The following is a 12,700-nucleotide window of genomic DNA, read 5'->3' as shown; positions in this document are numbered from 1 at the left end:
CTAGTACGAGAGGACCGAGTTGAACAAACCTCTGGTGTATCAGTTGTGCCGCCAGGTGCACTGCTGAGTAGCTAAGTTTGGAAGAGATAAGCACTGAAAGCATATAAGTGCGAAACTCGCCACAAGATAAGAATTCTTTTAAGGGTCGTGGGAGATCACCACGTTGATAGGCTACAGGTGTAAAGGCAGTGATGTCATAGCCGAGTAGTACTAATTACCCGTAGATTTCGTCCAAAAAAAGTACAGGTGAAGTAATAAAAACACAAATCAAATAAGCCTAGTATAAAAGGTGAGAAGTTTAAAAAATATTATATAAAATTCCATTAACAATATTTAGGGTGGTTATAGCTGCAGGGCTCACCTGTTCCCATTCCGAACACAGAAGTTAAGCCTGCCTAGCGCTGATGGTACTGCTAATTGCGGGAGAGTAGGTAGCCGCCAGTTTTTTAATACAGAGTCTCACTTATTATATAAGTGAGACTTTTTTGTTTTTATAGGGTTAAAAAATAAGAAAAAAATAGGAATATAAGAGGGATTATAGGTTTAATTAGTTTTACAGTAAGTATGGCCATATTAAAAGTGTATAGTGTATAAAAAAGGGAAATTCCGGGCTTATTATTGGGATTAAATTTTTATTATTTAATTTATGAAGAAGGGAGAATTTGTTTTTTTTATGAATAATGATAATTTTATTTAATAAAAATAATTACTTTTGGCGAGTAATAAAGATTTAAAGTATAATTGTTATATTTTTTCCTTAAACCTGGGAATTAAATATTCATGTTTTTGTCTTATTTTAAATAAATTATTTATATATTTGTTAATATCGTTAATAAAGTTACTAAAATGGATAAAGTTCTTAAATTCCAGGAAGAAAATAAACAACGTTTTTTAGATGAATTATTTGAATTATTAAAAATTCCTTCTATAAGTGCAGATTCAGCATATTTTAAAGATCTTTTACATTGTGCAGATACTATTGCTGAAAATTTTAAACAATCTGGATTGGATAAAGTTCAAGTTTGTAAAACAAATGGTAATCCAGTAGTATATGGAGAAAAAATAGTAAGTTCATCTTTACCTACTGTATTAATATATGGACATTATGATGTTCAACCTGCTGATCCTTTAGATTTATGGTATAGCGATCCTTTTAAACCTGTAATAAAAAAAACAAATATTCACCCTGAAGGTGCTATTTTTGCTCGAGGTTCTGCAGATGATAAAGGTCAATGGTTTATGCATGTAAAAGCGTTGGAATCTCTTATTAAAACAGATTCATTACCTTGTAATGTAAAAGTTATTATTGAAGGAGAAGAAGAAGTAGGGTCAGTAAATTTAGAAGAATTTTTGAAAGCTAATATTAAAAAATTGTCTTGTGATATTATATTAATATCAGATACTCATATTTTTTCTAATAAAGTGCCAACTGTAACAACTGGTTTAAGAGGATTAAGTTATGTTGAAGTAATGGTAGAGGGTCCAAATAGAGATCTACATTCCGGACTTTATGGAGGAGCTGTCCCTAATCCCATTAATATTTTATCTAAAATGATTGCTTCTTTAATAGATGAAAATGGGAAAATAACAATTAAAGGTTTTTATGATAATGTAGTTGAATTATCAAAAAAGGATAGAGAAGAAATTAATAAATTACCTTTTGACGAAGAGAGTTTTAAAAAATCTATTGGCTTAAGGGGAACAGAAGGGGAGGCTGGTTATAATTCTTTTGAAAGAACTTCAATTAGACCAACCTTAGATGTTAACGGAATATGGGGAGGATATATAGGAGAAGGTTCCAAAACTGTAATTCCTTCAAAAGCGTACGCTAAAATATCTATGAGATTGGTACCTAATCAGAACTCAAATGAAATTACTCGTTTATTTACAGAATATTTTATTTCTATAGCTCCGGAAAGTGTAAAGGTAACGGTAACCCCACATCATGGAGGGAATGGGTACGTTTTACCAACTTCTGATCCGGGATATATTGCTGCTAAAAAAGCTATGGAAAAAACTTTTGAAACCGAAACATTACCTTACAGAACCGGAGGAAGTATACCCATTGTAACTTTGTTTGAAGAAATTTTGGGAGCAAAATCTGTGCTTATGGGATTTGGATTAGATTCTGATGCTATCCATTCTCCAAACGAACATTATGGGCTTTTTAATTTTTATAAAGGTATAGAAACAATTCCATACTTTTTGCAGTATTATGTAGAAAGTAAAAAAAGTTAATTCATTTATAATCTATAAAGAATTTTATTTAATAAAATTTATAACATTTTTTAGAAGTTAATCATTTAATATAGAAAATATAATTTATTTAAAATTATGAAAGAAATAAATTAATATTCAATTAACATATTGTTAGGGTTCTTTTAGCTATTTAATTAATAATTTTGTAAAATTAAACATATTTTAAATTAATATGAACCCAATAAAACTTTATTCTTCACTAATTTGTATTTTATTTGTAACTATACTATTTGCTCAGCCCAAAGAAAAGAATAATTATTCATCTTCTTCAGTCAAACAAAAAGAATTTAGAGCGGTTTGGGTAGCAACTGTAGGAAATATAGATTGGCCTACCAAAACAGGATTATCAGCAGACCAACAAAAACAAGAGTTTTTAACAATTTTAGATAATGTACAAAAGTGGAAACTGAATGCTATTGTGGTTCAAGTTAAGCCTTCATCAGATGCTTTTTACAAATCTAAAATGAGTCCTTGGTCTAAATATCTAACAGGAAAACAAGGAGTAAATCCTGGGTATGATCCTTTAGAATTTATGATTGAAGAAGCTCACAAACGGAATATAGAAATTCATGCTTGGTTTAATCCTTTCAGATTATCTGCAGGAAGTACTAATTTAAGTACTTTATCTTTAGATAATATAGCCTATAAACATCCTGATTGGGTGGTTAGATATGGGGATCAGCTATATTTAAATCCGGGAATACCTGAAGTATCAGATTATGTTATAGAATCTATAATGGAAGTTGTGAAAAACTATAATATAGATGGAGTTCATTTAGATGATTATTTTTATCCGTATAAAATAGGAAAGTTAGAATACCCAGATTATAAAGAATATGCAAAATATGGTGTTACATTTGCCAATAAATCGGATTGGAGACGAGATAACATTAATAAATTTATAAAAAAATTACATCAAAATATAAAAAAAGAAAAAAAGAAAATTGATTTTGGTGTGAGTCCTTTTGGGGTATGGAGAAATGTGAGTTCAGACCCTTTAAAAGGATCTAAAACCAGAGCATTACAAAATTATGACGATTTATTTGCAGATGTACTTTATTGGATGGAAAATAACTGGATTGATTATGTAGCTCCTCAGTTATATTGGCATAGGGGTAATTATACAGCGGATTATACGACTTTAATTGAGTGGTGGAATAACGCTGCTAAAGAAACTAAAACAAAGTTATATGTGGGTTTGGCTGCTTACAGAGTGAGTGAATGGAAAAAAGAAGATGAATTAATTCAACAAATTTTTCTAAACAGGAACTTTACAGAAGTAAAAGGTAATATTTTCTTTAGTTATAGATCTTTAGTTCGTAATCCTAAAGATATTATAAATAGCCTTTTATCAGGACCTTTTGCATCCGAATAACTAATTTTATCTTCTTTATTATAATCTTCACTAATAAATGCGCTATCGACTTTTGTCATTTATTGTGTAAAATATTTATTTATAGATAGGATGTATTTTAATTTTAAAATATACATTAATAAATTCTAAAAAAAAGAATATATTAGCTATATAAACATAAAATTAATTACAATGGGGAAAATGAATTCATGGCAATGGCAGAAAAAAGGAGAACCAGAAAATTTAGTCCTTAAAGAAAGTAATATACCTGAATTAGGTAAAGATGAAATATTAATTCAAAACACTTTTATTGGCTTAAATCCTGTAGATTGGAAGTTGATTGAAAATGGACATCCTGATTGGGAAATAAATCATATTCCTGGAGTGGACGGAGCAGGAATTGTAATAAAAGTGGGTGATAATATGGAACATCTTCAATTAGGATCCAGAGTTTGTTATCATACTGATCTATCCAAAGCTGGAAGTTTTTCTACTCATACGATTGTGAAAGGGAATAGTATTATGACTATTCCAAATAATTTAAATGATGCAGCTGCTGCAGCTTTTCCATGTCCTTCTTTGACTGCTTTTCAGGCATTTCAAAAAATACCCAGTTTACTCAATAAGAAAGTTTTAGTTAGTGGTGCGGGCGGATCTGTAGGATATTTTTTAACTCAATTATTATTAGAATCTGGAGCTAAAGTGTATGTAACTGCAGGAAAATTGCACCATCAGGAATTTTTAAAAATGGGTGTATTAAAAGCATTAAACTATAAAGATAAAGATTGGAAAAAAGAAATGAAGAAGAGTTTGCAAGGGAATTTATTTGATGTGGTTTTTGATACGGTTAGTGGAGCTCATGCTACAGGACTATTAGATTTAATCGCTTATTACGGACATATGGTTGCTATTCAAGATAGGATAAAAGAAAATTTGCTATCTCCATTTACTACCTGTGTATCCTTGCATGAAATAGCTTTGGGAGCATTTCATAAATATGCCAATCAGCAACAAATTGCCCATTTAATGCAAAACGGGGAAAAATTATTATGTAAAATAAGAACAGGCATACTTAAACAAAGAGAATTTAAAATTACGACTTTTGATCGTTTGCCTCAACATCTGGCAGAAATGAAAAAAAACAATTTATCAACTAAATATTTAGTTAAATTATAAAAATCTTTAAATAAACAATATACATATATATATCTTTTTTATAATATTAAGACTTCGCTTAGCATTAATTAATAATTTTAAAGAGAAATATGTAAATTTGTAAGATTAATTTTAGACTTTACGAATGAATCCAAAATCCTTAGTAAAAGAACAAAGCATAGAGGCAATAAAAGCAGTATTCAATATAGATATGCCTGCTGTTGAAATTCAAATAACTAAAGATGAGTTTGAAGGAGATTATACTATAGTAGTTTATCCATTAGTAAAAGAGGTAAAACAAAAACCGGAAGATATAGCTACAAAATTAGGAGAGTATTTGGTAAAACTGAATATATTTACAGAGTTTACTGTAGTTAAAGGTTTTTTAAATCTATCATTAAATTCAGAATTACTAATTCAAACCATTGAAAATAATTATTCAGATAAGTATTTTGGATTCAGCAAGGAGAAAAGATCTAAAATTATGGTGGAGTATTCTTCCCCCAATACCAATAAACCTATACATTTAGGTCATATTCGTAATAATCTCTTAGGATTTTCAATTAGTAACATACTTAAAGCTGCCGGGAATGAAGTTCTTATGTCTCAAATTATAAATGACAGAGGTATACATATTTGTAAATCTATGATAGCCTGGCAAAAATTTGGAAATAAAGAAACACCGGAAACTAAAAAGACTAAAGGAGATCATTTAGTAGGGAAGTATTATGTGCTTTTTGATAAAGAATATCAAAAAGAAATAGCAGAAATGGTAACTACAGGAGTAGATAAAGAAGAAGCGAAGAAAAAAGCACCCATTTTTGTGGAAGCCCAAAATATGCTTAAAAAATGGGAAGATGGAGATAAAGAAGTAAGGGAGCTATGGCAAAAGATGAATTCTTGGGTTTATTCTGGTTTTGAACAAACCTATAAAAATTTAGGTGTACATTTTGATGTCGTGCAATATGAAAGTAATACGTATTTACTTGGAAAAGATATTATAGAGAAAGGACTAAAAAATGGAGTTTTGTTTCAAAAAGAAGATGGTTCTGTTTGGGCAGATTTATCTGAAGAAGGATTGGATCAGAAACTTTTGTTAAGAAGTGATGGAACATCTGTATATATGACTCAGGATTTAGGTACAGCTGTAGAAAGATTTACCCATTATAAATTAGATCAATTAATTTACACCGTTGGGAATGAGCAAGATTATCATTTTCAGGTATTATTTTTAATCTTAAAAAAGTTGGGATATAACTGGGCAAGCCAATTATATCATTTATCTTATGGAATGGTAGATTTGCCAAGTGGAAAAATGAAATCTAGAGAAGGAACAGTGGTAGATGCTGATGATTTAATACAAGAAATGATAAATACAGCTACAGAAATATCCGGAGAATTAGGAAAATTAGATGGATATTCTGAAGAAGAAAAAAAGAAAATTAACCAACAAATTGGACTGGGAGCTTTAAAATATTACATTTTAAAAGTTGATCCTAAAAAAAGAATATTATTTGATCCTAAAGAAAGTATCGATTTTAATGGAAATACCGGACCTTTTGTACAATATACATTTGCGAGAATACAGTCTATTTTAAGAAAAGCGGATACTCATACTATTGAAATAACATCTTATACATTAAATCAAACCGAAAAAAAACTAATTCTATTGCTGTCATCGTTCCCGGAAATAATACAAAAATCGGCAAATACTTTAAATCCATCTTTAATAGCGAATTATGTTTATGATGTTGTGAAAATATTTAATTATTTTTATCAAAATTATTCTATATTGAATGTAAAATATGAATCTGAAAAACAAATAAGATTGGCGCTTTCCCAATGGACAGGAAATGTAATTGAAAGTTCGTTAAATCTTTTAGGGATAGATTCTCCTGAACGAATGTAAAATGATAAATCAACTTGAAAAATTACTAAAACAAAAAGATATTAACCCCACAGCTATGAGGCTTTTGGTGTTAGATTATTTTTTAAAACAAGAAACAGCTATTTCACTTTCCGATTTAGAAACAGATTTTGATTATTCCGATAGGACGACTCTTTTCAGAACGTTAAAAACATTTGAAAAGAAAGGACTTTTACATAGCATTAAAGATGGGAATATAACAGTGTATGCCTTATGTACAGATAATTGCTCAGAAGAATTTCATGCAGATAGCCATATACATTTTTGTTGCTCTTCATGTAAAAAAGTTTTTTGTTTATCTAAAGTTAAAGCTCCGGATGTAGAAATACCTTCTAATTTTAAGCTTGAAAAATTAGATATCATAGCACACGGTTTATGTGCTGATTGTATTAAATAGATAGTATTTTATTTTCTAAGCTCAAAAATATAATTAAGGTAATATAATAGATTAGAGAAAAAATTTCTGTACAATAGTTTGTATTGAAATAATTATGTATTCAATTCATAGAAAAATATTACCTTTGTAAGGTATGGAAAACTTTGTTGTTTCAGCAAGAAAATACAGACCTCTAGAATTTGATTCCGTTGTCGGTCAAAGTCATATAACAGATACATTAGAACATGCAATTGAAAATAATCAATTAGCTCAAGCTCTTCTTTTTTGTGGTCCAAGGGGAGTAGGTAAGACTACATGTGCCCGTATTTTAGCCCGTAAGATTAATGAAAAGTTTGGAGAAACAGATGAAAATGATTTTGCTTTTAATATATTTGAACTAGATGCAGCATCTAATAATTCAGTTGATGATATAAGGAACCTTATTGATCAAGTACGTTATGCTCCTCAGGTAGGAAAATATAAAGTATATATTATAGATGAAGTTCATATGCTTTCAAATGCAGCATTCAATGCTTTTTTGAAAACATTGGAAGAGCCTCCGGCTCATGCAATTTTTATATTAGCCACTACTGAAAAACAAAAAATTATTCCTACAATTCTTTCTAGATGTCAAATTTATGATTTTAAAAGGATTGAAGTAAACGATATAAAAGAACACCTAAAAAAAATAGCAAACGCTGAAAAGATTAATTATGAAGAAGATGCATTGCATATCATAGCGCAAAAAGCAGATGGAGGATTACGAGATGCTCTTTCAATATTTGACAGGTTAGTTACTTTTACCCAGAAAAATCTTACCATTGCTGCCGTAACAGAAAATCTGAGTATTTTAGATTATGAATATTTTTTTAAAATAACAGATTTAGCTTTAAAAAATGATATTCCAGAGATATTATTGTTATTTAATGCGATTATTAAAAAAGGATTTGACTCTCAGGCTTTTATTTCTTCTTTAGGTAGCCATTTCAGAGATTTAATGGTTTCTCAGAATCTGCAGACTCTTAATTTATTGGAAGTCGGAGAAGCGACGAAACAAAAATATTTACTACAGGCAAAAGAATGTACACCTAATTTTTTAATTCAAGCTATTGAAATATGTCATCAGGCAGATATTGATTTTAGAAATAGTAAAAACCCTAAATTGTCTATAGAAATAGCTTTAATGCAGTTGGCTTCTTTAACTGCAGATGAACATATAGTAAATAAAAAAAAAAATTTAGAATAATTCCTCCTCATGGTTTCAAAACGGAACTAAAAAAACAAAACTTAAACTTAAAGATTGACGAGAAAAAAGTAGAGGTAGTATATAAAGAATTACAAAAAGAAAGTAAAACGAAAGAAGAAGAAGACAGTAAAAAAGTAATTTCTCCAGTAAATCCTAAGTCCAAAAGTATATCAGTACTTTCTATTAAAGATTTTTTAAAAGCTTCAATGGAAGAAAAAGAAGAAGATTTAATTATAGATTCTTCTCAAAAAAGTAAAGATCAATTTGAAGAGAAAGATTTAAAATTATTTTGGAATCAATATTTACAAAATCTTAAAAATAAACAACCTATATTATATAATGTTTTAAATACCACAAGTTGTCAGCTAAAAGAAAATTTTACTATTTTTTTTCAATTTCCCTCGCACTCTGCATATGAAGAATTTGAAAGTTTGAGAGAAAATTTTTTTCAGAAATTAAAAAAACAACTAAATAACTACTCTATTATCTTTAATTACGAAATTAAGGAAACGCAAAAGAATATTTTTCTTTCAAATAAAGATAAATATGAAAAAATGTTAAAAAATAACCCATTACTAGAAAAATTGAAAAATGATTTTAAACTTGATATTTAAGATAATGTTAGCTAAATTTTTTAATTTTATTTCGATAATTTATTAGATATTTGTAGTCAACTATAACAATTCATATATAATGAAGTTAAATATATTTTTTTTTATAACTTTTTTAATGTCTGCATTTGTTTGGGGACAAAGAATAACAAAATTAAAAACAGATGATGAGAGAGCCTCTTATGCAATAGGACTGAGTCTTGCGCAAAGTTTTAAACCACAAGGCTTAGATAAAAATATAAATTTAGACATAGTAAAACAAGCTATGCAAGATAAATTTGAAAATAAAAAATTACTTTTTCCTGAAGATTCCATACAGTTATTTTTTTCAGATTATATCCCTAGGCATATAGGAAAAATAGCTAAATTAAATGCAAAAGAAAGTAAGAAATTTTTAGATGAAAACAAGAAAAAGTCAGGAATAAAAGTAACAAATTCAGGTTTACAATATAAGGTTGAAAAAGAAGGAACAGGAGCTAAACCCACAGATGATGACTTAGTAAGTGTAAACTATGTTCTTAAAACTATAGATGGTTATGTAATAGAAGCTTCTAAACAAAATACAAATAATAAACCGGTAGAAATTTCATTATTAACGATAGTACCCGGATGGAAAGAAGGAATAAAATTAATGTCAAAAGGGGCTAAATATATTTTATATGTACCTTCAGATTTAGCTTATGGAGAAAATGGTCCTGCAGGTCCTAATCAAGCATTAATATTTGAAGTAGAATTAGTTGATTTTAAACCTATACCTGAAAATGAAAAAGATATAGAAGAGAGAGAATTAATTCCCTAATAATACGATAAATAATTAAAAAAATAATAAATGAAAAAAAGAATTATAGTCATTGCTTTATGTGTGTTTTCATTACCAGCATTAGCACAGAGAGTAACAGAGCTTAAAACAGACAAAGAAAAATTATCTTATTCTTTAGGTGTGAATATAGCCCAAAATCTTAAACAACAAAATATGGATAAAGATTTGGATGTGAAAATTTTTAATCAGGCGATGAATGATGTATTAAGTGGAACTAAGTTAGTATTCTCAGAAGATTCTATTAGTAAATTTATGAATAGATATATAAGTATTAAGAGAGAAGAGTATACTAAAAAAATTAAAGAATTAGGTGAAAAAAATAAGGTTATTGGACAAAAATTTTTAGAAGATAATAAGAAAAAAAAGGGAGTTATTACTACAGCTTCTGGATTGCAATATGAAATATTGACCAAAGGAAAATCTGTTGGAACTCCTAAACCTGAAGATATAGTTAAAGTAAAATATGAAGGTAGGCTTATAGATGGAACTGTTTTTGATTCTACACAAAACAATAATAATGGAGAAGCTATTGAATTTCCTCTAAATCGTGTAATAAAAGGATGGACAGAAGGCGTAGGTTTAATGACTAAAGGCTCAAAATATAGATTTTTTGTTCCTTCAGATTTAGCCTATGGAGAAAGAGAAGCAGGAACTAAAATAGAGCCTAATTCTGTTTTAATTTTTGATATTGAATTAGTTGATTTTAAAGCAGCTCCTAAAGATGATGCATCAGAAGCTAAATAAAAAATAATAATATAAAGAGTTTAATATAATGATTAAAAAAACTATTTTAGTACTATTTACAGGAATATTACTTGTATCATGTAATAAAGAAAAGAAAGTAACAACTTTAAAAACAGATGATGAGAAAGCCTCTTATGCAATAGGGTTGAGCCTTGCACAAAGTTTTAAACCACAAGGCTTAGATAAAGATATAAATTTAGACATAGTAAAACAAGCTATGCAAGATAAATTTGAAAATAAAAAATTACTCTTTCCTGAAGATTCTATACAGTCATTTATGACAGCTTATATTCCTAAGCACTTAGAAAAGACAGCTAAAAGAAATACAGAAGAAAGCAAGAAGTTTTTAGATGAAAACAAGAAAAAATCAGGAATAAAAGTGACGAATTCAGGCTTACAGTATAAGGTTGAAAAAGAAGGAACAGGAGCTAAACCTACAGATGATGATTTAGTAAGTGTAAACTATGTTCTTAAAACTATTGATGGTACTGTAATTGAGGATTCTAAAAAAGCAACAGGTAATAAACCGGCAGATATTCCTTTATCTAGAGTAGTACCCGGATGGAAAGAAGGAGTAAAATTAATGTCAAAAGGAGCTAAATATATTTTATATGTACCTTCAGATTTAGCTTATGGAGAAAATGGTCCTGCAGGTCCTAATCAAGCACTAATATTTGAAATAGAATTGGTTGATTTTAAGCCTATGCCTAAACAAGAAGCTCAGCAAGAAAATGGAGAAAAAATCACTCCAGAACAAATGGAACAATTAAAACAACAAATGCAGAAAGCACAACAAGGTCCAAAATAAAATAAACTTTATAGAAATTAATTAAAAACTCTCATTTTAAATGAGAGTTTTTCTTTTTATAAAACTTTTATTCAAATAGCATTTATTAAATTTGCGGGTAAAATTTATACTCATGAAAAAAATACAAATGGTTGATTTGGTAAGTCAATATCAACCACTAAAATCACAGATAAATTCAGGATTTGAAGAAGTTTTGAACTCAGCAGCTTTCATCAATGGACCTCAAGTTAATTTGTTTTCAGAAAATTTAGAAAAATATTTAGGAATAAAACATGTTATTCCATGCGGAAATGGAACAGAAGCTTTACAAATCGCTTTAATGGCTTTAGAACTACAGCCGGGAGATGAGGTAATTACAGCAGATTTTACTTTTGCTGCCACTGTAGAAGTTATAAATCTATTGAAATTAGAGTCCGTTTTAGTAGATGTAGATTATGATACTTTTACGATTAATCCGGAATCTATAAGAAAAGCCATTACTCCTAAAACTAAGGCAATTATACCGGTTCATCTATTCGGGCAGTGTGCAAATATGGAAGAGATACTTAAAATAGCTGAAGAGCACAATCTTTATGTGATAGAAGATAATGCGCAGGCTATAGGAGCTGATTATAAATTTAAAAATAATACCATAAAAAAATCTGGTACTATGGGAATTATCGGTGCAACTTCATTTTTTCCATCTAAAAATTTAGGATGTTATGGAGATGGAGGAGCTATTTTTACTGATATTGATGATTTAGCCCACAAGATTAAGGGCATTGTTAATCATGGCATGTATAAAAGATATTATCATGATGAAGTGGGAGTAAATTCTAGATTAGATAGCTTGCAAGCTGTGGTGCTAAATGCAAAATTACCCTTATTGGATTCTTATAATGAGAAAAGAAGAAAAGCTGCTGAATATTATGATAAAGCTTTTTCAAATCATCCTAATTTAATTACACCGGTCAGAGCTGAAGAGTATACTACTCATGTATTTCATCAATATACATTAAAAGTAGTAAATGCAGACAGAGATGCTTTACAAAAATATTTGTCAGAAAAACAGATACCAGCTATGATTTATTATCCGGTACCATTGAGAAAACAAAAAGCATATGATAATGGCAAATATAAAGATGAAGATTTTCCTATGACTAATAAACTTATAGATCAGGTTATATCCCTACCTATGCATACAGAATTAGAAGAAGAACAGTTAGATTATATTATAAAAAATGTATTAAACTTCTTTATATAGAGATGGATAGATTCTAAAAATATTTGTTTTTATAAATGATATTTTTGAAAAAGATAAGTTTATACTATATTTCTCATTCATTGTAAATTATGTATATCAATTTTTTTCAAAAAAAATGATATAAAATTTAGATAAATAAAAAATAATTATTTGGGGT

The 12,700-nt window shown here is 28.7% G+C and carries 11 protein-coding genes and 2 rRNA genes; all 13 read left to right on the top strand.

Translation table 11 applies throughout. The features are described from left to right. A 23S ribosomal RNA gene (locus C4S76_RS06875) occupies positions 1-235 on the top strand; the annotation flags it as partial. Positions 236-334: 99 nt separating this feature from the next. After that, a 5S ribosomal RNA gene (gene rrf / locus C4S76_RS06870) occupies positions 335-444 on the top strand. Positions 445-846: 402 nt separating this feature from the next. Beyond that, the gene (locus tag C4S76_RS06865) at positions 847-2,238 is read left to right on the top strand and encodes a dipeptidase (protein ID WP_105193734.1); all 1,392 of its coding nucleotides are present in this window, start codon (positions 847-849) and stop codon (positions 2,236-2,238) included. 193 nt (positions 2,239-2,431) lie between these two features. Continuing rightward, positions 2,432-3,634: a glycoside hydrolase family 10 protein gene (locus tag C4S76_RS06860; RefSeq protein ID WP_105193733.1), complete on the top strand. Its 1,203-nt coding sequence runs from the start codon at positions 2,432-2,434 to the stop codon at positions 3,632-3,634. Between the two features lie 180 nt (positions 3,635-3,814). Further along, complete coding sequence (locus tag C4S76_RS06855; protein WP_181044077.1) at positions 3,815-4,789, top strand: alcohol dehydrogenase catalytic domain-containing protein; 975 nt, start codon at positions 3,815-3,817, stop codon at positions 4,787-4,789. 124 nt (positions 4,790-4,913) lie between these two features. Continuing rightward, positions 4,914-6,677, top strand: coding sequence for an arginine--tRNA ligase (gene argS / locus C4S76_RS06850; protein ID WP_105193731.1), 1,764 nt, complete (start codon positions 4,914-4,916; stop codon positions 6,675-6,677). A 1-nt stretch (position 6,678) separates the two neighbouring features. Beyond that, positions 6,679-7,092: a Fur family transcriptional regulator gene (locus C4S76_RS06845; RefSeq protein ID WP_105193730.1), complete on the top strand. Its 414-nt coding sequence runs from the start codon at positions 6,679-6,681 to the stop codon at positions 7,090-7,092. Between the two features lie 133 nt (positions 7,093-7,225). After that, on the top strand, positions 7,226-8,317 hold the full coding sequence (gene dnaX, locus C4S76_RS06840; protein ID WP_105193729.1) for a DNA polymerase III subunit gamma/tau: 1,092 nt from the start codon (positions 7,226-7,228) through the stop codon (positions 8,315-8,317). A 206-nt stretch (positions 8,318-8,523) separates the two neighbouring features. Next, a complete protein-coding gene (locus C4S76_RS06835; RefSeq protein WP_105193728.1) occupies positions 8,524-8,931 on the top strand; it encodes a hypothetical protein in 408 nt (135 codons plus the stop codon). 115 nt (positions 8,932-9,046) lie between these two features. Further along, complete coding sequence (locus tag C4S76_RS06830; RefSeq protein WP_181044076.1) at positions 9,047-9,727, top strand: FKBP-type peptidyl-prolyl cis-trans isomerase N-terminal domain-containing protein; 681 nt, start codon at positions 9,047-9,049, stop codon at positions 9,725-9,727. Between the two features lie 30 nt (positions 9,728-9,757). Continuing rightward, the gene (locus tag C4S76_RS06825; protein ID WP_105193726.1) at positions 9,758-10,492 is read left to right on the top strand and encodes an FKBP-type peptidyl-prolyl cis-trans isomerase; all 735 of its coding nucleotides are present in this window, start codon (positions 9,758-9,760) and stop codon (positions 10,490-10,492) included. Positions 10,493-10,520: 28 nt separating this feature from the next. Beyond that, the gene (locus C4S76_RS06820; RefSeq protein WP_105193725.1) at positions 10,521-11,300 is read left to right on the top strand and encodes an FKBP-type peptidyl-prolyl cis-trans isomerase; all 780 of its coding nucleotides are present in this window, start codon (positions 10,521-10,523) and stop codon (positions 11,298-11,300) included. 112 nt (positions 11,301-11,412) lie between these two features. Continuing rightward, entirely contained in the window at positions 11,413-12,543 is a 1,131-nt protein-coding gene (locus tag C4S76_RS06815; RefSeq protein ID WP_105193724.1) for a DegT/DnrJ/EryC1/StrS family aminotransferase, read from the top strand. Positions 12,544-12,700: the final 157 nt, after the last annotated feature.

This window comes from Apibacter adventoris, from assembly GCF_002964965.1.
Classification (GTDB): Bacteria; Bacteroidota; Bacteroidia; order Flavobacteriales; family Weeksellaceae; genus Apibacter; species Apibacter adventoris.
The sequence above is the reverse complement of the archived record's forward strand: the minus strand, read 5'-3'. Positions and strand labels throughout refer to the sequence as shown.

What these genes read in the sequence shown, in the direction of transcription:
- C4S76_RS06825 (WP_105193726.1), top strand. Translation starts at nt 9,758, where the DNA reads ATGAAAAAAAGAATTATAGTCATTGCTTTATGTGTGTTTTCATTACCA.
- C4S76_RS06865 (WP_105193734.1), top strand. Translation starts at nt 847, where the DNA reads ATGGATAAAGTTCTTAAATTCCAGGAAGAAAATAAACAACGTTTTTTA.
- C4S76_RS06855 (WP_181044077.1), top strand. Translation starts at nt 3,815, where the DNA reads ATGAATTCATGGCAATGGCAGAAAAAAGGAGAACCAGAAAATTTAGTC.
- C4S76_RS06835 (WP_105193728.1), top strand. Translation starts at nt 8,524, where the DNA reads ATGGAAGAAAAAGAAGAAGATTTAATTATAGATTCTTCTCAAAAAAGT.
- C4S76_RS06860 (WP_105193733.1), top strand. Translation starts at nt 2,432, where the DNA reads ATGAACCCAATAAAACTTTATTCTTCACTAATTTGTATTTTATTTGTA.
- C4S76_RS06815 (WP_105193724.1), top strand. Translation starts at nt 11,413, where the DNA reads ATGAAAAAAATACAAATGGTTGATTTGGTAAGTCAATATCAACCACTA.
- C4S76_RS06820 (WP_105193725.1), top strand. Translation starts at nt 10,521, where the DNA reads ATGATTAAAAAAACTATTTTAGTACTATTTACAGGAATATTACTTGTA.
- C4S76_RS06830 (WP_181044076.1), top strand. Translation starts at nt 9,047, where the DNA reads ATGTCTGCATTTGTTTGGGGACAAAGAATAACAAAATTAAAAACAGAT.
- argS (WP_105193731.1), top strand. Translation starts at nt 4,914, where the DNA reads ATGAATCCAAAATCCTTAGTAAAAGAACAAAGCATAGAGGCAATAAAA.
- dnaX (WP_105193729.1), top strand. Translation starts at nt 7,226, where the DNA reads ATGGAAAACTTTGTTGTTTCAGCAAGAAAATACAGACCTCTAGAATTT.
- C4S76_RS06845 (WP_105193730.1), top strand. Translation starts at nt 6,679, where the DNA reads ATGATAAATCAACTTGAAAAATTACTAAAACAAAAAGATATTAACCCC.